Raw genomic sequence first — 19,798 nt, 5'->3', positions numbered from 1 at the left:
ACGGCACCCCCGGCTCGACCTCGGCGGTCTGACTCAGGAGGCACCACCGTCCCCTCCGATGCATCGCCGGAAGGGGCACGCCGCCCGGTGGGCGGCGCTTGTTATCCTTACTTCTTTTTCTTCTTGCGATTGGCCATGTGGATGGCATGGCCCTCCACGGCCAACGCGGCCTCATGCACCGCCTCCGACATGGTCGGGTGGGCATAGCAGGTCAGCGCCAGATCCTCGGCGCTTGAACCGAACTCCAGGGCGATGACCCCCTGGGCAATCATCTCGCCGGCATGCTGGCCGACGATATGCACACCCAGCACGCGGTCGGTCTCGGCATCGGCGATGATCTTGGCCTGGCCCTCGGTGGCATTGTTAGCCATGGCGCGACCGCTGGCGGCAAACGGGAAGGCGCCCGTCTTGACCTCGATGCCCTTGGCCTTGGCATCCTGCTCGGTCATGCCGACCCAGGCCACCTCGGGGAAGGTGTAGATGACGTTGGGGATGGCGTCGTAGTTCATCTCGGCCTTATGGCCGGCGATGATGTCGGCCACCATGATGCCCTCTTCGGACGCCTTGTGAGCCAGCATCGGGCCGCGCACGCAGTCGCCGATGGCGTAGACGTTCGGCACGCTGGTGCGGCACTGGTCATCGACCTGGATAAAGCCGCGCTCGTCGGTCTCCACGCCAACGCCGTCGCCAACCACACCCTGGGTGTAGGGCTTGCGGCCGACGCAGACGATCAGCTTGTCGAAGGTCATCTCCTGGTCGTTGTCGCCGTCGCTGTACTTGACGGTGACCTCGCCATCCTTGACCTCGGAGCCGGTGACGCGGGCGCCCAGCTTGATATCCAGCCCCTGCTTCTTGAGCAGCTTCTGGGTCTCCTTGGCGATGGCACCGTCGACCATCGGCAGGAAGCTGTCCATGGCCTCAAGCACGGTGACCTCGGAGCCCAGGCGGTTCCAGACGCTGCCCAGCTCGAGACCGATCACGCCGGCGCCGATCACACCCAGGCGCTTGGGCGTCTCGGTGAACTCCAGGGCACCGGTGGAGTCGACGATGATGTCGTCGGTCAGCGGAGTCGGCGGGATCTCCACCGGCACGGAGCCAGCGGCGATGATGATGTTATCGGCCTCGTAGGTGGTGGCCTTGCCATCCTGGTCGGTGACCTCGACCTGCTTGCCACCGGTCACCTTGCCGGTTCCCTCGATGCCGGTCACGCCATTGGCCTTGAACAGGCCGGCGATGCCACCGGTGAGGTTTTTCACGATCTTGTCCTTGCGGGCGATCATCTTCTCGACGTCCATCTGGACGTCGCTGGCCTGGATACCCAGATCATCGAAGTCGTGCTTGGCTTCGACGAACTTGTGGGAGGCCTCGAGCAGCGCCTTGGACGGGATGCAGCCCACGTTCAGGCAGGTGCCACCGAACACGACCTTGCCTTCCTTGCCGATCCACTTCTCGACACAGGCCGTCTTGAGACCCATCTGGGCGGCACGAATGGCGGCCACGTAGCCACCGGGGCCCGCACCGATCACGATCACATCAAACTTGTCGGCCATATTGGCTCCTGTTGCATGTCTTGGGTTCAGGCGCCGCCGGGATCAGCCGGCGGCTCGTGCCGCTCAGATATCCAGCAGCAGGCGTGCCGGATCTTCCAGCAGCTCCTTGATGGTGACGAGGAACTGCACCGCGTCCTTGCCGTCGATCATGCGGTGATCGTAGGAGACCGCAAGGTACATCATCGGACGGATCTCGACCTTGCCGTTCACCGCCATGGGGCGTTCCTGGATCTTGTGCATGCCCAGAATCGCCGTCTGCGGGGGGTTGATGATCGGCGTGGACATCAGCGACCCGAAGATACCGCCGTTGGTGATGGTGAAGGTACCACCCTGCATCTCGTCGATGCCGAGCTTGCCGTCACGCGCCCGCTTGCCGAAGTCGACGATGCCCTTCTCGACATCGGCGATCTTCATGCTGTCGGTATCACGCAGTACCGGCACCACCAGGCCACGATCAGTGGAGACCGCCACGCCGATATCCTGGTAGCCGTGATAGACGATGTCGGTACCGTCGATGGAGGCATTGACGTCAGGGAAGCGCTTGAGAGCCTCGCTGGCCGCCTTGACGAAGAAGCCCATGAAACCGAGCTTGACGTCGTGAGTCTTGACGAAGGTGTCCTTGTACTGGGCACGCAGCGCCATCACCGCGCCCATGTCCACCTCGTTGTAGGTGGTCAGCATGGCGGCGGTCTGCTGGGCCTGAACCAGACGCTTGGCGATGGTCTGGCGCAGGCGACTCATCGGCACACGCTTCTCGGGGCGCTCGCCCTCGACGGCAGGCGCCGGAGAGGCTGCCTTGGCGGCACCGGTGGACGCCTTGGCGCCCTTGGCGGCAGAGCCCTCCTTGACGGCGCGCTGCACATCCTCCTTGAGGATGCGACCGCCCTTGCCGGTCCCTTCGATCTTGCTGACATCGAGGTCATGTTCGGCCACCAGCTTGCGTGCGGCCGGGGCCAGGATCTTGTCCCCCACCTGCTCGTCGCTGGCGCCATCATCGGCGGAGGCAGCCGGCTCGACATCGGCGGCCGTGGCTCCCTCACCGCCGGCACCCTCGGCGAAGATGCCAAGCACCGCCTCGGACTCGACCTGACTGCCCTCCTCGGCCTTGATCTCGACGAGGGCGCCATCGGCGGGCGCCACGACTTCCAGCACCACCTTGTCGGTCTCGATCTCGGCCAGCACCTCGTCGCGCTTGACCGCTTCACCGACCTGCTTGTTCCAGCTGGCCACGGTGCCTTCCTGGATCGACTCGGGGAAGGTCGGCGCCTTCACCTCATGCTTCTCGCCGCCGCCGGCAGCCGGCTTCTCGGCCTTGGCCTCGGACGACTTCTCGGCCTTGGCGTCTTGCTTGTCGCCGCTCTCTGCCGACGCCTTGCCGCCCTTGGCCTCGCCTTCACCGATACGTCCCAGCACCTGCTCGGACTCCACGGTGTCGCCCTCCTCGACCAGTGTCTCGGAGAGAACGCCCGCCTCAGGGGCCAGCACTTCGAGCACCACCTTGTCGGTCTCGATCTCGACGATCAGCTCGTCACGCTCGACGCTGTCACCCGGCTTCTTGTGCCAGGCAGCGACGCTGCCTTCGGCAACGGATTCCGGAAAGGTTGGGGCCTTGATCTCGGTAGCCATGTCGTATCCCTTGTAAGTTCTCTCTCGTCCCGGTGGGCGCCATTACAGATTGAAGGCGTCTTCCACCAGCTGGCGCTGCTGTTCGGTGTGCACGGACATGTAACCGGCCGCGGGTGCCGCCGATGCCGGACGACCGGCAAACTTGAGCTTGCCACCCAGACCGTCCTTGAGCATTTCCGCTACGGCACGCATATGGTGCTGACTCGGGTACCAGGCGCCCTGGTTGAGCGGCTCCTCCTGGCACCACACGATGTCGGTGACGTTGGTGTACGCCTTGATCGCCTCGAAGAGCTCCTCCTTGGGGAAGGGGTAGAGCTGTTCGACACGCAGGATGGCGACATCATCACGGGCATTCTCCTCCCGCCAGGCGGCCAGGTCATAGTAAACCTTGCCGGCACACAGGATGATGCGCTCGACCTTCTCGGCCTCCAGTCTGGCCTGGTCGGCCAGCACCATCTGGAACCCGCCATCGGCCAGCTCATCCAGGCTCGATGTCGCATCCTTGTGGCGCAGCAGGCTCTTGGGCGACATCACCACCAGTGGCTTCCTGACCTTGCGAATCACCTGACGGCGCAGCAGATGGAAGATCTGCGCCGGGGTGGTCGGCACACAGACCTGCATGTTGTGCTCGGCACACAGCTGCAGGAAGCGCTCCAGGCGTGCCGAGGAGTGCTCAGGCCCCTGCCCCTCATAGCCATGGGGCAGCAGCATGGTCAGCCCGCACAGGCGTCCCCACTTGGTCTCGCCAGAGGAGATGAACTGGTCGACCACGACCTGGGCGCCGTTGAAGAAGTCGCCGAACTGCGCCTCCCAGATCACCAGATCGTTGGGCGCGGTGGTGGCATAGCCATACTCGAAGGCCAGCACCGCCTCCTCGGAGAGGAAGGAGTCGTGAATGGTGAAGCGTGGCTGACCATCAGCCATGTGCTGCAGCGGCACATAGGCGCTGCCATCCTTCTGGTTATGCACCACCGCGTGGCGATGTGAGAAGGTACCGCGTCCCACGTCCTGGCCGGTGATGCGCACCGGGTGCCCCTGGTCGATCAGCGTGGCGTAGGCCAGGGTCTCGGCGAAGCCCCAGTTGAGGGCCAGGCCACCGGCCTGCATCTTGCGCCGATCGGCGTAGATCTTGGCCACCTGGCGCTGTACCTCGATGCCATCGGGAATCTCGCACATCTTCGCCGCCAGGCGCTGCAGCTTCTTCATCGGCACCGTGGTGTCGGCGTAGCCCGTCCACTCATGTCCCAGATAGGGTTTCCAGTCGACGAACAGCGAAGTATTAGGCTGCTGCACCAGGGCGTTGGCCACATGGTTGCCGGCGATCAAGTCCTCGCGATAGGTCTCGACCATGGCCTTGGCTTCCTCCTCGGTGAGGACGCCCTGTGCCACCAGTCGCTCTGCATAGATCGCCCGCGAGGTGGGATGATCCTTGATCTTGCGGTACATCATCGGCTGGGTGCCGCTGGGCTCGTCGGCCTCGTTGTGGCCACGACGGCGGTAGCAGACCAGATCGATCACCACATCCTTCTTGAACTGCTGGCGATAATCCAAGGCCACCTGGGTCGCGTGCAGCACGGCGTCGGGATCATCACCATTGACGTGGAAGACCGGCGCCTGAACCATCTTGGCGATATCCGTGCAGTACTCCGTGGAACGCGAGTCCTCGGGATGCGAGGTGGTAAAGCCTATCTGGTTGTTGATGACGATGTGCACCGTGCCGCCGGTCTTGTAGGCACGGGTCTGGGACATCTGGAAGGTCTCCATGACCACGCCCTGTCCGGCGAACGAGGCATCACCATGGATGTTGATCGGCAGTACCTTGTTGCCTTCACTATCGTCACGGCGATCCTGACGGGCGCGCACCGAGCCCACGACCACCGGGGCGACGATCTCGAGATGAGAGGGGTTGAAGCCCAGTGCGAGGTGCACCTCGCCACCCGGCGTCATGACGTTGGAACTGAACCCCTGGTGGTACTTGACGTCGCCGGAGCCACGCTCTATGACCTTCTTGCCGTCGAACTCGTCGATCAGCTCGCCGGGGTTCTTGCCAAGGATGTTGACCAGCAGGTTGAGGCGCCCGCGGTGGGCCATGCCGATCACCACCTCCTTGATGCCATAGCCACCGCCACGCTGGATCAACTCATCCATCATCGGAATGAAGGACTCGCCCCCCTCCAGGCCGAAGCGCTTGGTCCCCGGATACTTGGAGGCCAGATAGTTCTCCAGGCCTTCGGCGGCGGTCAGCCTCTCCAGCACGTGCTGACGCACGTCGTTGCTGAAGGCGGGCGCACTGCGTACCGACTCGAAGCGCTGCTGCAGCCAACGCTTCTCCTCGGTATCGACGATGTGCATGATCTCGCAGCCGATGGAGCGGCAGTAGGTCTTCTCCAGGGCGTCGACGATCTCCTTGAGCGGTGCCTTGTCCATGCCCAGAAAGAACGAACCGGTCTGGAACTCGGTATCGAGATCGGCCTTCGTCAGCTGGTGGAAGGAGAGGTCGAGGTCGGGGACCGGCGTCTCGCTACGCAGCTTGAGGGGATCGATATCAGCCTTCTGGTGACCGCGGAAGCGGTAGGCGTTAATCAGCTGCAGAACCCTGACTTGCTTACGGTTCTCCTCGCCATCGGCGGCAGCGGGCGCGAGTGCCGTACGGCGCTGCCTGGCCAGCTGATGGAACTGTTCGCGGACGGGGGTCAGGGGAACATCATGGTGGGGGCCGTCATCGGGGCGCGGCAGCTCGTCAAAGTATTGGCGCCACTCGTCGGGAACGGCGGAGGGATCATCGAGGTACTGCTCGTATAGCGCTTCCACGTAGTGGACATTGCTGCCACTGACGTGCGAGGAGCGCCACATCAACTCCATTATGCCTTGTTGCATCTCTCGGTCACCCTGCACTGATGGGGTGTGATCGGCGTCACCGCGACGCGGCCACGGCGACATCGGTGGTGCCCTGCCGGCTGGGGCCCATGCGTTTCCGGCATCTCCGGCCATCATGGGCCGGAAACCTTGAATCTGTGGTTACGGAACCTGTGGTCACTGAACCTGTGGTCACTGAACCCATGGTCAAAAGCCGGCGCCCAGGGCACCGGCTTCCGACACTATGTCATCACCCGCTGCGACACGGGGTCACAGGGGGTGAGCTGCGGCATATGATAACAAGCCACGGAGCTCGATTTAAGTGCCATCGGCTCAGGTACTGTCGGCCAGCAGCATCTCGCGGATCTTGCCGATCGCGCGCGTGGGGTTGAGCCCCTTGGGACACACCGCCACACAGTTCATGATGCCGCGGCAGCGGAACACGCTGAACGGATCCTCGAGCTCGGACAGACGCTCGCGGGTAGCCGTGTCGCGGGAGTCCACCAGGAAGCGATAGGACTGCAGCAGCCCCGCCGGCCCCACGAACTTGTCCGGGTTCCACCAGAACGACGGGCAGGACGTGGAGCAGCAGGCGCACAGGATACACTCGTAGAGGCCGTCGAGCTTGTCGCGATCCTCCGGCGACTGCAGGCGCTCGATGGCCGGCGCCGGCTCGTCATTCTGGAGGTACGGCTGAATACGCTCGTACTGCTGGTAGAACAGCCCCATGTCGACCACCAGGTCACGGATGACCGGCAGACCCGGCAGCGGGCGCAGCACCAGCTTGTTGCCCTTCGCCACCTCGGAGATCGGGGTGATGCAGGCCAGGCCATTCTTGCCGTTCATGTTCATGCCATCGGAGCCACACACGCCTTCGCGGCAGCTGCGACGGTAGGCCAGGCCGTTGTCCTGCTCCTTCATCATGTGCAGGACATCGAGCACCATGATGTCGCGGCCCTGGGTGTCGACCTGAAACTCCTGCATGTACGGCGCGGAGTCGGTCTCCGGGTTATAGCGGTAGATGGATACCTGAAGCATCGTGACTCACCCTCGTGTTAGCTGAATTAGTAGGTACGGACTTTCGGCTCGAAGGTGTCGACGGTCTTCGGCGCGAAGTTGACGTCGCGCTTGCCAATCGTCTTGTCGGCCGGGAAGTAGAGCGAGTGCTTCAGCCAGTTGACATCGTCACGGTCCGGGTAGTCGTAGCGAGAGTGTGCGCCACGGCTCTCCTTGCGCTCCAGTGCCGCGATGGCGGTCGCCTCGGCAACTTCCATCAGGTTATCGAGCTCGAGAGCCTCGACACGAGCGGTGTTGAAGGCGTTGGACTTGTCGGGCAGGTAGGCATTGTCGATACGCCCACGCAGCTCGGCCAGCTGCTTGACGCCCTTCTGCATGTTCTCCTCTTCGCGGAACACGCCGAAGGAGTTCTGCATGATGGCCTGCAGCTCACGCTTGAGCTCCGGCACCGTCTCGCCGCTCTCGGACTCGTTCCAGCGGGTGATGCGCTTCATCGCCGTCTCGATATCGGACTCGGAGGCATCGAGGTAGTCGATACCCTCGTTGAGCGCCCCTTCGATGAACATGCCGGCCGCGCGACCGAACACCACCAGGTCGAGCAGCGAGTTGCCGCCCAGACGGTTGGCACCGTGAACCGACACACAGGCCACTTCGCCGCAGGCGAACAGGCCGTTGACGATCTGATCCTTGCCATCCTCACCCCGCATGATGGCCTGGCCATGCACGTTGGTCGGCACGCCACCCATCATGTAGTGACAGGTCGGCACCACCGGGATCGGCTCCTTGGCCGGATCCACATGGGCAAAGGTCTTGGAGAGTTCGACGATGCCGGGCAGACGCTTGCCGAGGACCTCCTCGCCCAGGTGATCCAGCTTGAGGTAGACGTGATCGCCGTTCTCGCCGCAGCCACGCCCCTCGAGGATCTCCATGACCATGGAGCGGGCCACCACGTCACGACCGGCCAGGTCCTTGGCGTTGGGAGCGTAACGCTCCATGAAGCGCTCGCCATCCTTGTTGACCAGGTAGCCACCCTCACCGCGGCAGCCTTCGGTCACCAGGGTACCCGCACCGTAGATACCGGTCGGGTGGAACTGCCACATCTCCATGTCCTGCATCGGGAAGCCGGCACGCAGCGCCATGCCGACGCCGTCACCGGTATTGATCAGGGCATTGGTGGTGGAGGCATAGATGCGACCGGAACCGCCGGTCGCCAGGACGGTGGCCTTGGACTTGACGTGCACCACTTCGCCGGTCTCGATATCCATGGCGATGCAGCCCACCACGTCGCCATTGGCATTCTTGACCAGATCGACGGCGTACCACTCGTTGAGGAAGGTGGTATTGTTCTTCAGGTTGTTCTGATAAAGCGTGTGCAGCAGGGCGTGTCCGGTACGGTCGGCCGCGGCACAGGTACGCGCGGCCTGGCCGCCGGCACCGAAGTCCTTGGACTGACCGCCGAAGGGGCGCTGATAGATGCGGCCATTGTCGAAACGCGAGAACGGCAGACCCATGTGCTCGAGCTCGAAGACGGCCTTGGGGCCCTCGGAGCACATGTACTCGGCGGCATCCTGGTCGGCGATATAGTCGCCGCCCTTGACGGTGTCGTACATGTGCCACCGCCAGTCGTCATTGGGGTCGGCCGATGCGATGGCACAGGTGATGCCACCCTGGGCAGACACGGTGTGCGAGCGCGTCGGGAAGACCTTGGAGAGCACCGCGGTCTTCTTGCCGGACTTGGCCAGCTCGAGGGCGGCTCGCAGGCCGGCACCACCACCGCCGATGATGATCGCGTCGAAGGACAGGCTACGCATGTTGGACATGAATCAAGCTCCCCACAGAATCTGAATGCCCCAGACCAGGAAGGCGAAGATGGCCAGGATGACAAGAAGTTGAACGGTCAGGCGAGTGGCGGTCGACTTGAGGTAGTCGGTCGTCACGGTCCACAGCCCAACCCAGGCGTGGCCAGCCAGAGAGATAAAGGCCAGCAGCGAGAAGATGCGCATCCAGGTCTGGGCGAACAGGCCGCTCCAGGTCAGGTAGTCGAGATCCGGATTGAACAGCAGATAGAGAACGATGAAGAGCGTATAGGCCGCCAGGATAACGGCGGAGACCCGCTGGATCAGCCAGTCGGAGAGGCCACTGCGGCCGAGGTTCGTGATGTTGGTTACCATACCCAGACTCCCGCCAGAATGATCAGTACGGCGCTGGCCACCACGGTGATCTGCGCCTTCTTGTGGCCGCCCTCGAGGGTCACACCGATATCCATATCCATGACCAGGTGCTTGATGCCGGCCACGAAGTGAAAGGCCAGAGCCGACAGCAGGCCCCAGGCGATCAGCTTGGCCAGGAAATTGCCGGCCAGCGCATCGCTTACCGCGGCAAAGCCTGCCGGCGATGAGAGCGACTCGCTCAGTGCCCAGAAGGCAAAGATGGTACCGATGAAGAGGATGACGCCGGTGATGCGGTGAGCGATCGACGTCAGGGCGGGTAGCGGAAACTGTATCGTGGACAGATCCAGATTTACGGGTCGTTTGCTATTCACGGCTCTCTACACACTCTCTATGGCCCACACGGTAAGCTTCGGGTGGCTCCGGGCGGGCGGTGGTTTCGGGAAGGCATCGGCCGTTGCCGGGGGGCGGCAAGACCGGCTTTACCTGCCAGTCGCGCGGGGTGGATTATAGGGGCCCGACCGCCCCATGACAAACCGGGAGCGCCTTGACTAGACAATGGTGCAAAGCCTGCTGCTCTCCCTTTAGCGCAGGTTTTATTGCGCCGTTGGCGCCCCGCAGCCCAACATGGTGCTATGCACCAATTCCTAGACAACTCCTGGACAGGAGCAGGACCCTTGCACATGCGGCAGCGCACCATTGACCAATTGACAATCGCTGGGACGCTTCTATAGTGGGCAAACCTTTTTCGCCGGCTCCCCCAGCGAAGATGCCCAAGAATGAATGACTTATCGCCCTAACACGAACTCGAGAGGAGGCCTTCCATGGCTGACAGGAAAGCGACGCTTACGGTTGACGGCCTGGAAAAGACGATCGAACTGCCCGTCTATTCGGGTTCTCTAGGCCCCGACGTTATCGATGTCCGCGGACTCGGCGCCGAGGGTCTGTTCACCTATGACCCCGGCTTCATGGCCACCTCCTCGTGCCAGTCCGCCATTACCTACATCGATGGCGGCAAAGGTGTACTTCTGCACCGCGGCTACCCGATCGATCAGCTGGCCAAGCAGTCCAACTTCGTCGAGCTGTGCTATCTGCTGCTGTTCGGGGAGCTGCCCGATGATGACAAGTACGCGGACTTCGAGTCCCGTGTGCGTAACCACACCATGGTCCACGACCAGATCATCAACTTCTTCAAGGGCTTCCGCCGCGACGCCCACCCGATGTCGATCCTCTGCGGTGTGGTTGGAGGCCTGGCTGCCTTCTATCACGACCATATGGACATCAACGTCGAGCAGGATCGCACCATCAGCGCTATCCGCCTGATCGCCAAGATGCCGACCATCGCGGCGATGTCCTACAAGTACAATGTTGGCCAGCCGTTCAACTACCCGCGCAACGATCTGAACTATGCAGAGAACTTCCTCTACATGATGTTCAGCACCCCGTGCGAGGACTACAAGATCAACCCGGTCTATGCGCGTGCCATGGACCGCATCTTCATGCTTCACGCCGATCACGAGCAGAACGCCTCCACCTCCACGGTGCGTCTGGCGGGCTCCACCGGTGCCAACCCCTTCGCCTGCATCAGCGCCGGTATCGCCGCGCTGTGGGGACCGGCCCACGGCGGCGCCAACGAGGCCGTGCTGAAGATGCTTGACGAGATCGGAGATGACTCCGAGGAGAACATCCAGCGCTTTATCGACAAGGCCAAGGATAAGGACGATCCGTTCAAGCTGATGGGCTTCGGTCACCGCGTCTATCGCAACTTCGACCCGCGCGCCAAGGTGATGAAGGAGACCTGCGACGAAGTTCTGGCGGAGCTCGGCATCGACGATCCTCAGCTGAAGATCGCCAAGCGTCTGGAGCAGATCGCTCTCGAGGACGAGTACTTCGTCGAGCGCCAGCTCTACCCCAATGTCGACTTCTACTCCGGCATCATCCTCAAGGCGATGGGCATCCCCACCAACATGTTCACGGTGATCTTCGCGGTCTCCCGGACCATCGGCTGGATCTCCCACTGGAACGAGATGCTCAGCGACAGCTACAAGATCGGTCGCCCCCGCCAGCTCTACACCGGCCACGACCAGCGCGACTACCCTGGCAAGTAAGCCCGGTTGCGCGCGCCCCGTTGCCGCACACGTTATGCTGCAGAGAGCCGCCTTCGGGCGGCTTTCTGCATCCTGACAGCGTTCGACCACCCACATGAAGAGAGAGCCATGAGCAATACTATCTCGACAGTCGCCTTTATCGGCCTGGGCGTCATGGGCTATCCCATGGCCGGCCACCTGGCCCGTGCCGGCCTCGACGTGCGCGTCTACAACCGGACCCCGGCCAAGGCCGAGGCCTGGAGCGAGGAGTACGGTGGCAGCCACCACACCACACCGCGTGAAGCCGCCAGCGGAGCCGACCTGGTGCTGGTCTGCGTCGGCAATGATGATGATGTCCGCCAGGTTATCCGCGGCGAGGATGGCGCCCTGCACGGCATGGCCCCAGGCAGCCTGCTGGTGGACCACACCACCGCTTCGGCCGACCTCGCCGAGGAGCTCGATGCCGCCTGCCGTGAGCAGGGTATCGGCTTTATCGACGCCCCGGTCTCCGGCGGCCAGCAGGGCGCCGAGAATGGCGCCCTGACCATCATGTGCGGCGCCGACGAGGCCGACTTCACTCGCGTCGAGTCACTGCTCGGCCACTTCGGCCGCGCGGTGACACTGATGGGGCCTGTCGGCAGCGGCCAGCTGACCAAGATGGTCAACCAGATCTGCATCGCCGGTCTGGTCCAGGGACTGGCCGAGGGACTGCACTTCGCCGAGCAGGCCGGCCTCGACAGGCAACGCGTGGTGGACGTCATCGCCAAGGGCGCGGCCGGCTCATGGCAGATGGAAAACCGCCACGCCACCATGATCGCCGATGAGTACGAGCACGGCTTCGCCGTGGACTGGATGCGCAAGGATCTCGGCATCTGTCTGGAACAGGCACGTCGGCTACAGGCTCGCCTGCCGGTGACCGCGCTGGTCGACCAGTTCTATGCCGACCTCCAGGTGCTGGGCGGCGGTCGCTGGGACACCTCCTCCCTGCTGCGCCGCCTGCGCTCCATGAAGCTCGATTGACCCCTTCGCGGCGGTCCGTCACGGCCGCCGCAGCATGACTTTCCCACCGCCCTGGCGTTTTCCACACTTTCTGTGGATAACCCTGTTCAAAACCCCTCCAAAAGGTCGCACAATCGCCATGGGAAGCGGCCTGAGCTTAGATTGATCATTTTTTGACCTAATTTAAATTGTTGTTTTATAAGGCTTTTTAGACAAAGCCCGGCGACATGGGCATTTCCGGTCGGCTGCACACAGACAGCCGGCCGGAACGCCGCAAAGTGGACAAGTCAAGTGAAAATCGTCGTGGAATCGCGATCGATGGCAGGCAGCCTCGAAGAGTGATCGCCGCCGGGGATAGACATCGGAGAACAAGAAAGGGCATCCTGCTGGATGCCCTTTCTCGAAGGAAGGTGGCGTCCCATAGGGGGTTCGAACCCCTGTTCCCGCCGTGAAAGGGCGGTGTCCTAGGCCACTAGACGAATGGGACGTTATCTTCACGCATGGCACGTTTGGTGGAGCCTAGCGGGATCGAACCGCTGACCTCAACACTGCCAGTGTTGCGCTCTCCCAGCTGAGCTAAGGCCCCGTGTGCCGTGAAGACGAGACGTATAGTACTGATTCCCCTCCCCTTCGTCAACCCCCTCGTGCTTTGCACGAGATATTTAAGCTGGAAGCTAAAAGCAGCTTGAGAGTTCGCCGACTCGAATCTCAAGCCCTTTCTTCAAGCTTCTCGCTTCCTGGAGCGAAGCGACGCTCTCCCAGTTCTCGGCGAAGCCGAGCACTTCAAGCTTACAGCTCCCGGAACTCCTTCTCGAAGCGCTTGGCCTGCTTCTTGGAAACGCCTCCCAGCACCGCGATGGCGTGACGCAATCGCGCCCGGGTCATGTCGGAGCCCAGTATCGCCATGGCGTCCATGACCGATGTGCTGGCACTGGAGCCCGTGATGGCAATGAAGACAGGCGCCAGTAGATCCTTCATCTTCAGCTCGAAGTGTGCGGAGAGCGCCTTCACCTCACCAAGCAGCGCCTCCTTGTGCCAGGCAGGCAGGACCTCGAATCGCCATACCAGGAACTGCAGCAGCTTGACCAGGTCCTCGCGCCCCAGCTTGACGGCGTCGAAGCTGGTCTCGCTGATCGCCGGCACGCCGGAGAAGAAGTGGCCGGCCAGAGGGGCAACCTCCGAGAAGGTTTCGACCCGCGGGCGTACCTGAGGCAGGATCTCCTTCACGTACTGCTCGTTGAAGGCCCACTCCATCAGCGCCTTGAGGAACCCCTCATCGTCGAGTTCCTCACGAATATAGAGGCCGTTGAGCCAGGTCAGCTTTTCCAGGTCAAAGACCGGCCCGCCCAGTGAGACCCGCTGGATATCGAAGTGGGCCATCATCTCATCAAGGCTGAACTTCTCACGCTCATCGGGCATCGACCAGCCCATGCGACCCAGGTAGTTGGTCACCGCCTGCGGCAGATAACCCATGCGCCGATAGTAATTGATCGATGTTGGATTCTTGCGTTTGGAGAGCTTCGACTTGTCCGGATTGCGCAGCAGCGGCATATGGCACAGCTCCGGCATCTCCCAGCCGAAGTACTCGTAGAGCAGCTGATGCTTGGGCGCCGAGTTGATCCACTCCTCGCCGCGCAGCACATGAGTGATGCCCATCAGATGGTCGTCGACCACGTTGGCCAGGTGGTAGGTGGGCATGCCATCGGACTTGAGCAGAATCTGAGCATCGACCTGGGCCCAGTCCACCTCGATGGTGCCGCGCAGCATGTCATGAATGACACAGGTACCGGTCGCCGGCACCTGCATGCGCACGACATGGGGCCAGCCCTCGCTCTCACGACGCGCCTGCTCGTCGGCAGGCAGGGCGAGATCGGCTGGCTTGAGCGCCAGATGCATGCCGGCGGCCTTGCGCGACTCACGCAACTCATCGAGCTCCTCGCTGGTGCGGTAGCACTTGAAGGCATGACCCGACTCGATCAGCTGGCGGGCATACTCGGCATAGATCTCCCCCCGCTCGCTCTGACGATAGGGCCCATGGGGGCCTCCCACATCGGGCCCCTCATCCCACTCGACGCCCAGCCAGCGCAACGAGTCGAGGATCATCTGTTCCGACTCTGCGGTGGAGCGCACGCGATCGGTGTCTTCGATTCGCAGGATGAACTGCCCGCCGTGCTGGCGAGCGAAGCAGAGATTGAACAGGGCGATATAGGCGGTGCCGACGTGAGGATCGCCGGTCGGTGACGGCGCGATACGCGTGCGTACGGTCATGTCGTTGCGGTGTCCCGGATCCGAGGTGGATGGATGAGTGAGTGACCGCATTATACGCACCTGCCGACGCCTCGGCAGCCGTGGCCCGGGAATCATCGGCGGGATCGGGGGTCAATGTCTGGCAACCCGACGAGGAGCCCCCCATGCTGCCCACACTTCCCCCAGACTATACTGCCCTGGTCACCGGCGCCTCCGGCGGCATCGGTGGCGCACTGGTCGAGGCGCTGCTGGCAGACCCACGCCTGGGCCGAGTGATCGCCGTCGGCCGCTGCCCGCCCGCCATGGATAACCCTCGCCATGAGGCGCTGGCCATCGACCTCACTCGTGAGGAGGGCTACCAGACACTGGCCGAGCGGATGGGGGAAGGTCCACTGCATCTGCTGTTCAATGCCATCGGCACCCTGCACGATGCCAATCTGGGGATCCACCCGGAAAAGAAGCTGGATGATCTGGACCCTGCAAGCCTGACACATCTGTTTCACATCAACGCCGTGACACCGGCCCTTCTGCTCCAGGCCCTGCAGCCCAACCTGAAGGGGAAGCACACCGCACTGGTGGCAAGCCTCTCGGCGCGGGTGGGCTCCATCGGCGACAACCGGCTGGGAGGCTGGTACGCCTACCGTGCCAGCAAGGCGGCCCACAATATGCTGATGCGAACCGCCGCCATCGAGCTGAGGCGCCTGAACCCTAAGCTGGCGGTAGTCTGCCTGCACCCCGGCACCACCGACACCGGCCTCTCGCGCCCCTTCCAGGCCCGGGTGCCCGCCGAACAGCTACTCTCTCCGCGCTTCGTTGCCTCACGCCTGCTGACGGTGCTGGGCGAGTGCGGCCCGGAGTCCAGCGGCAGTTTTCTCGACTGGGCAGGCAAGCCCGTCCCCTGGTAACTACCGACGGGGCTACTCGACCCGGATCACCTCTACCTGATCGTGGGTGCGCCGTGTCTCGCTCCCCACCAGGAAACGCTGACTGTAGCGGGCCACCTGCCCCAGGCCGTGCCGCGACTGCTGAACCAGAGGCCCGCTGAGGTGCTCATTCTCCTCACCCAGGCGCTCACGCACCGAACGCGGCTGGACGCTGCCCTCCTGAACATCGACCGTAACGCGATAGCCACCATCCGGCAGTCCACTGCCGGGGCCGAAGGGGCCTGCCACGAAGCCCCCCTCCGCCACCGACACACGCTCCCGCCAGCGCACCCCGCTAAGCTCGCGCTCCACGATCACCTGCAGGCGGGTCGCCTGGGGCAGGTTGGTCTCGCCCTCCACCGTCAGGCGCCGGTCGCTTCCCAGCCGAGAGCTCAGTTCGAACATCACCGGCTCATCGAAGGGCGGCACCTCGGGCGCCTCCTCGGTGGAGGCCATCTCACGGCTGTCGCTGGCCGAACTCACCTCAGCGGCCGTCGTCCTGTCGGCGTCCGTCTCGGTAGAGTCCGGCGACGACGTCTCCTCGCCACCACAGCCGGCCAGCATGATCGCCAGCACCAACGGGACTGCCTTACACAGTGCCCTTGTCATCCACTCTCTCCAGACAGCATCATCAGCCTTCAGGCTACCACCGCTCGGTGTCTGCGTCGTCCACCCCTCGGCCTGACGCCTGCGGGCTGGTAGAATGCGTCCTCCTCCCCGCCCGACCTCCGTGATGCCGATGCCTCAGCTTGACCGCACCTTCTCCGTGGCCCCCATGATGGAATGGACGACCCGCGACTACCGCGCGTTCGCCAGGACCCTCACCCGTCACGCCCTGCTTTATACCGAGATGGTCACGACCGGCGCCATTCTCCATGGCAGTCCCCGGGAGCGCTTCCTGGGGTTCGACGAGGTCGAGCATCCACTGGCCCTGCAGCTGGGCGGCAGCGACCCCGGAGCGCTCGCCGAGTGTGCTGCCATCGCCGAGGCGTGGGGCTATGATGAGGTCAACCTCAACGTCGGCTGCCCCAGCGACCGGGTCCAGAACAACCTGATCGGCGCCTGCCTGATGGGGCACCCCCAGAAGGTCGCCGCGGCGGTCAAGGCGATGCGCGAGGCGGTATCCATTCCGGTCACGGTCAAGTGCCGCATCGGCATCGACGACCAGGACGAGGATGCCGACCTCTCGCGCTTTATCGATACCGTTGCCGACGCCGGCTGTGACACCTTTATCGTGCATGCGCGCAAGGCATGGCTGGAGGGCCTCTCCCCGAAGGAGAATCGTGACGTGCCGCCGCTCAACTACCCCCGGGTGCATCGTCTCAAGGCGAGCCGCCCCGAGCTGCATATCGGCATCAACGGCGGCCTCAAGACGCTCGACGCCTGCCAGGAGCAGCTCGAGTTCGTCGACAGCGTGATGGTGGGTCGCGAGGCCTACCAGAACCCCTGGCTGCTGGCCGGCGTCGACCAGGCGCTCTATGGCGTCCCCGGACCGGCAGCCAGCCGCCATGCCGCGGCCCGCGCCCTGCGCCCCTATATCGCTCGCCGCCTCGCTGAGGGGGCCAGGCTCAACCACCTGACCCGCCACCTGCTGGGACTCTTCCAGGGCCAGCCTGGCGGGCGCAAGTTCCGCCGCCACCTGTCGGAGAATGCCCATCGCGAGGGGGCCGGCCTGGCAGTGTTCGATGATGCCCTGGGCCTGGTCGCCGAGCGCGAGACGCCCGCCGTGGCCTGAGGCCGCTCGGCACACTCTTCAGTACAGCGGGTCGGGGGGCGGTTCCAGGCTGGAGTGAAAGCCTTCGATCGCGCTCTGGGCCTCCTCGATGGCATCGAAGCGGGCGATATGAAACAGCGCCTCGCCCTCGTTGGCCAGTGGCAGGCGACTCATGCCGATCACGATACCGTCCGCCATGGCCAGCACCTCCCCTTCCGCGTTGCCGAAGGGGTCGGCCACCCGGCCCAGCACTTCGCCCCTGGCCACCCGCGCCCCCAGGCGTACCCTGGGGCGCAGGATGCCATCGATGGGCGCCCGCGCCCAGCTTGAGCCATTGGCCACCTCGGCGGCCGGGGGCTCACGGCGGCGATGCTCCCCGCTCAGCATGCCCAGGCGACGCATCACCCGGAGCACCCCGCGCACCCCGGGGGTGATCGCCCATTCGTCGAAGCGCAGCGCCTCCCCGGCCTCATAGGTCAGCACCGGTATCCCGCGGTTCTGGGCATAGTGTCGCAGGCTCCCCTCGCGCAGCTCGGCATTGAGAATCACCGGCGCCCCGAAGGCATTGGCCATGCGCTCGGTCTCCCCGCCCGTCACCAGCTGGGCGCGGATCTGGGGCAGGTTGGTACGATGGATCGCACCGGTATGCAGATCGACGATATGTGTCGCCTGATCGACGATCGCCTCGCGAAACAGCGCCGCCATGCGGCCTCCCAGGGAGCCCGACTCACTGCCCGGAAAGCAGCGGTTGAGGTCGCGGCGGTCAGGCAGATAACGGCTGTTCTGCACGAACCCGAAGACATTGACGATCGGCACGGCGACCAGGGTCCCACGCAGGCCCTGCAGCTGCCTGGAACGCAGCAGACGACGCACGATCTCCACGCCGTTGATCTCGTCGCCGTGGATGCCGCCGCATACCAGCAGGGTCGGTCCCGCCTGGCGGCCATGGACCACCTCCACGGGGATGGAGAGCGGGGCGTGGGTGTACAGGCGCGCGGCGGGCACGTCGACCTGGGTACGACTGCCCGGCGCGATGGCGACACCGGCAAGGTCGAAGGGGGCTCGAGGCATGGGAACTCCTGCGGCAGAGGTGCCGATCCTGGCGCCCTTTTATACGGCAGTGCGCGGCGAAAGACGAGCCTCGTGACATACAGGAATGAATGTAAATCTCGGACGCATCGGGTAGAATGAAGGTATCCACTTCTCACGAGACCTGACCATGGCTCGACGCACCAAGGCCGAGGCCGCCGCGACTCGCGAGGCCCTGCTCGACGCTGCCGAAGAGGTCTTCCTCGAAAAGGGTGTCGCACGCACCTCCCTGGAGCAGATTGCCCGTCACGCCGGAATGACCCGGGGCGCCGTCTACTGGCACTTCAAGAACAAGGCGGACCTCTTCCAGGCCATGCTGTGCCGGGTGCGCATGCCCTTCCAGGAGCTGATCGCGGAGATTGCCGAGCCGAGCCTGATGGAGCGTCCCCTGGAGGCCATCCGCCTGGCCATCCAGAACGGCTTCGAACGCCTGGAGCAACCCCGCCATCGGCGCGTACATGCCATCCTGGTCCATCACTGCGAGGTGTTCGGCGATATCGACCCGCTGGCCATGCAGAACGAGATGGCCAATGAGGCCTGTGGGGCCCTGACCGACCACTTCACCTGTGCGGCGCGCCTGGGGCAGTTGCGTGAAGACCTCTCCCCCGAGAACGCCGCCGAACTGATGCAGGCGCTGCTCGGTGGACTCTTCCATGACTGGCTGCGCAACCACGAGCGCTTCTCGATCGCGATCAAGGGCAGCGAGCTGGTGGCTCTCCAGCTCGAGCTGATGCGCCGGCCCTAGGCCGCCGTGGTCGAGCGTCGCCCACCCAGCCGCAGCCGCCTGAGGTGAGCGCGGGCCTCGCGAAACTCTCCATCCTCGACGCTGCGATAGGCGCCCTCCTCCACCAGATACTTCACCAGCACCCGCCGCTCGCCGGCCCGGGGCATGCTGTCAGGCTTGCCCTGCAGGCGCACTTCGCACTGGGGATCATCGAGCAGGATCGCACTGGCCACCCCCTCGGCATCCGGCGCCGAGCGCACCTCGACACGCTCACCCAGCAGACAGCGCCGATGGCTGTGCGAATGGCGGTGAAACCAGCGCCTCATCGCCGCGCAGAGCGTGGCGGCGAGCGGCGAGGCGACCGCGAAGGCCCCCCACAGCACCACGATCCCCAGCGGGACCCGGAACAGGCCAAGTTCCATCCAGCGCAGCGCCACGAGCTCCACCGTCAGGGTGATGGCCGCCGCCAGCCCCAGCAGCACCGAGAGCGAGACGCTGGCCGGCACACCCACAAAGCCAAGGGCGACCAGCGAGCTGGCCAGATAGTCACCCTTCAGGCTGTCATGCTCGAACAGCTCCAGCGGTGCCAGGCGCAGCGCCACCAGCACCCAGTAGAGCAGCAGCAGCGGCATCAGCACACTGAACACCACCACCGGAAAGCTCAGCGCAACCATCATGACGAACTCCATGGCCACCTCCCCGACACTACTTAGCCAACGAATGGGACCCTGAGAATCACTATAGCCTCTCCTTCCGGACGAAGGCCAAGGACCGGCAGCACGGTCAGGTAGCACAGTG

Annotated in this window: 16 protein-coding genes and 2 tRNA genes; 5 read left to right on the top strand and 13 right to left on the bottom strand. The window is 64.0% G+C overall.

The annotated features are described in order from the left end of the window. Positions 1-107 precede the first annotated feature (107 nt). The 7 genes from lpdA to sdhC form a co-directional block, all read right to left on the bottom strand. On the bottom strand, positions 108-1,550 hold the full coding sequence (gene lpdA, locus E0702_RS02390; protein ID WP_132041369.1) for a dihydrolipoyl dehydrogenase: 1,443 nt from the start codon (positions 1,548-1,550) through the stop codon (positions 108-110). 63 nt (positions 1,551-1,613) lie between these two features. Further along, the gene (gene odhB, locus E0702_RS02385; RefSeq protein ID WP_132041368.1) at positions 1,614-3,176 is read right to left on the bottom strand and encodes a 2-oxoglutarate dehydrogenase complex dihydrolipoyllysine-residue succinyltransferase; all 1,563 of its coding nucleotides are present in this window, start codon (positions 3,174-3,176) and stop codon (positions 1,614-1,616) included. A gap of 42 nt (positions 3,177-3,218) precedes the next feature. Then, positions 3,219-6,053 (bottom strand): 2-oxoglutarate dehydrogenase E1 component, encoded by a 2,835-nt coding sequence (locus E0702_RS02380; protein ID WP_132041367.1) that lies wholly within the window; start codon positions 6,051-6,053, stop codon positions 3,219-3,221. A gap of 312 nt (positions 6,054-6,365) precedes the next feature. Next, positions 6,366-7,070, bottom strand: coding sequence for a succinate dehydrogenase iron-sulfur subunit (locus tag E0702_RS02375; protein ID WP_132041366.1), 705 nt, complete (start codon positions 7,068-7,070; stop codon positions 6,366-6,368). A 26-nt stretch (positions 7,071-7,096) separates the two neighbouring features. Next, on the bottom strand, positions 7,097-8,869 hold the full coding sequence (gene sdhA / locus E0702_RS02370) for a succinate dehydrogenase flavoprotein subunit (RefSeq protein WP_132041365.1): 1,773 nt from the start codon (positions 8,867-8,869) through the stop codon (positions 7,097-7,099). Between the two features lie 3 nt (positions 8,870-8,872). Then, on the bottom strand, positions 8,873-9,220 hold the full coding sequence (sdhD, locus tag E0702_RS02365) for a succinate dehydrogenase, hydrophobic membrane anchor protein (protein ID WP_132041364.1): 348 nt from the start codon (positions 9,218-9,220) through the stop codon (positions 8,873-8,875). Then, on the bottom strand, positions 9,214-9,591 hold the full coding sequence (gene sdhC, locus E0702_RS02360; protein ID WP_132041363.1) for a succinate dehydrogenase, cytochrome b556 subunit: 378 nt from the start codon (positions 9,589-9,591) through the stop codon (positions 9,214-9,216). Before sdhC ends, sdhD begins: the two co-directional genes overlap by 7 nt. Positions 9,592-10,041: 450 nt before the next feature. Between sdhC and gltA the strand changes: the two genes are divergently transcribed. Both gltA and E0702_RS02350 read left to right on the top strand, forming a co-directional pair. Next, the gene (gene gltA / locus E0702_RS02355; RefSeq protein WP_132041362.1) at positions 10,042-11,325 is read left to right on the top strand and encodes a citrate synthase; all 1,284 of its coding nucleotides are present in this window, start codon (positions 10,042-10,044) and stop codon (positions 11,323-11,325) included. Between the two features lie 108 nt (positions 11,326-11,433). Then, positions 11,434-12,324, top strand: coding sequence for an NAD(P)-dependent oxidoreductase (locus tag E0702_RS02350; protein WP_205741862.1), 891 nt, complete (start codon positions 11,434-11,436; stop codon positions 12,322-12,324). A 390-nt stretch (positions 12,325-12,714) separates the two neighbouring features. Here the strand turns inward: E0702_RS02350 and E0702_RS02345 are convergent. The 3 genes from E0702_RS02345 to gltX all read right to left on the bottom strand — a co-directional run bounded on the left by E0702_RS02345 (position 12,715) and on the right by gltX (position 14,571). Beyond that, positions 12,715-12,790 (bottom strand) — tRNA-Glu (locus tag E0702_RS02345). Positions 12,791-12,813: 23 nt separating this feature from the next. Further along, positions 12,814-12,889: transfer RNA gene (locus E0702_RS02340), tRNA-Ala, on the bottom strand. Positions 12,890-13,092: 203 nt separating this feature from the next. Continuing rightward, complete coding sequence (gene gltX / locus E0702_RS02335; RefSeq protein ID WP_132041361.1) at positions 13,093-14,571, bottom strand: glutamate--tRNA ligase; 1,479 nt, start codon at positions 14,569-14,571, stop codon at positions 13,093-13,095. A gap of 41 nt (positions 14,572-14,612) precedes the next feature. Here gltX and E0702_RS02330 point away from each other — a divergent pair, with 41 nt between their 5' ends. Next, positions 14,613-15,455, top strand: coding sequence for an SDR family NAD(P)-dependent oxidoreductase (locus E0702_RS02330; protein ID WP_306766897.1), 843 nt, complete (start codon positions 14,613-14,615; stop codon positions 15,453-15,455). Between the two features lie 12 nt (positions 15,456-15,467). Here E0702_RS02330 and E0702_RS02325 read toward each other — a convergent pair whose 3' ends face one another. Then, on the bottom strand, positions 15,468-16,082 hold the full coding sequence (locus tag E0702_RS02325) for a hypothetical protein (protein WP_132041360.1): 615 nt from the start codon (positions 16,080-16,082) through the stop codon (positions 15,468-15,470). Positions 16,083-16,212: 130 nt separating this feature from the next. On the opposite strand from E0702_RS02325, the gene dusA reads away from it, so the two are divergent. Beyond that, on the top strand, positions 16,213-17,208 hold the full coding sequence (gene dusA, locus E0702_RS02320) for a tRNA dihydrouridine(20/20a) synthase DusA (protein WP_132041359.1): 996 nt from the start codon (positions 16,213-16,215) through the stop codon (positions 17,206-17,208). A gap of 18 nt (positions 17,209-17,226) precedes the next feature. Here the strand turns inward: dusA and E0702_RS02315 are convergent, their stop codons facing one another. Further along, a complete protein-coding gene (locus E0702_RS02315) occupies positions 17,227-18,258 on the bottom strand; it encodes a succinylglutamate desuccinylase/aspartoacylase family protein (protein WP_132041358.1) in 1,032 nt (343 codons plus the stop codon). Positions 18,259-18,406: 148 nt separating this feature from the next. On the opposite strand from E0702_RS02315, the gene E0702_RS02310 reads away from it, so the two are divergent. After that, positions 18,407-19,021 (top strand): TetR family transcriptional regulator, encoded by a 615-nt coding sequence (locus E0702_RS02310; protein WP_132041357.1) that lies wholly within the window; start codon positions 18,407-18,409, stop codon positions 19,019-19,021. On the opposite strand, the gene E0702_RS02305 is transcribed toward E0702_RS02310, so the two are convergent. Then, on the bottom strand, positions 19,018-19,677 hold the full coding sequence (locus E0702_RS02305) for a hypothetical protein (protein ID WP_240721650.1): 660 nt from the start codon (positions 19,675-19,677) through the stop codon (positions 19,018-19,020). The two genes, E0702_RS02310 and E0702_RS02305, sit on opposite strands and share 4 nt — an antisense overlap. Between the last annotated feature and the right edge of the window lie 121 nt (positions 19,678-19,798).

Source organism: Halomonas marinisediminis (genome assembly GCF_004347715.1).
Taxonomy (GTDB): domain Bacteria; phylum Pseudomonadota; class Gammaproteobacteria; order Pseudomonadales; family Halomonadaceae; genus Halomonas; species Halomonas icarae.
Note: the sequence above shows the minus strand (reverse complement) of the source record. Positions and strands in the feature narration are given on the sequence as shown.

Bases quoted from the DNA above. Each gene is read 5' to 3' on its own strand.
- E0702_RS02310 (WP_132041357.1), top strand. From the start codon at position 18,407: ATGGCTCGACGCACCAAGGCCGAGGCCGCCGCGACTCGCGAGGCCCTG.
- E0702_RS02380 (WP_132041367.1), bottom strand. From the start codon at position 6,053: ATGCAACAAGGCATAATGGAGTTGATGTGGCGCTCCTCGCACGTCAGT.
- dusA (WP_132041359.1), top strand. From the start codon at position 16,213: ATGCCTCAGCTTGACCGCACCTTCTCCGTGGCCCCCATGATGGAATGG.
- lpdA (WP_132041369.1), bottom strand. From the start codon at position 1,550: ATGGCCGACAAGTTTGATGTGATCGTGATCGGTGCGGGCCCCGGTGGC.
- gltA (WP_132041362.1), top strand. From the start codon at position 10,042: ATGGCTGACAGGAAAGCGACGCTTACGGTTGACGGCCTGGAAAAGACG.
- E0702_RS02350 (WP_205741862.1), top strand. From the start codon at position 11,434: ATGAGCAATACTATCTCGACAGTCGCCTTTATCGGCCTGGGCGTCATG.
- gltX (WP_132041361.1), bottom strand. From the start codon at position 14,571: ATGACCGTACGCACGCGTATCGCGCCGTCACCGACCGGCGATCCTCAC.
- E0702_RS02305 (WP_240721650.1), bottom strand. From the start codon at position 19,677: ATGATGGTTGCGCTGAGCTTTCCGGTGGTGGTGTTCAGTGTGCTGATG.
- sdhD (WP_132041364.1), bottom strand. From the start codon at position 9,220: ATGGTAACCAACATCACGAACCTCGGCCGCAGTGGCCTCTCCGACTGG.
- E0702_RS02325 (WP_132041360.1), bottom strand. From the start codon at position 16,082: ATGACAAGGGCACTGTGTAAGGCAGTCCCGTTGGTGCTGGCGATCATG.
- E0702_RS02375 (WP_132041366.1), bottom strand. From the start codon at position 7,070: ATGCTTCAGGTATCCATCTACCGCTATAACCCGGAGACCGACTCCGCG.
- sdhA (WP_132041365.1), bottom strand. From the start codon at position 8,869: ATGTCCAACATGCGTAGCCTGTCCTTCGACGCGATCATCATCGGCGGT.
- odhB (WP_132041368.1), bottom strand. From the start codon at position 3,176: ATGGCTACCGAGATCAAGGCCCCAACCTTTCCGGAATCCGTTGCCGAA.
- E0702_RS02315 (WP_132041358.1), bottom strand. From the start codon at position 18,258: ATGCCTCGAGCCCCCTTCGACCTTGCCGGTGTCGCCATCGCGCCGGGC.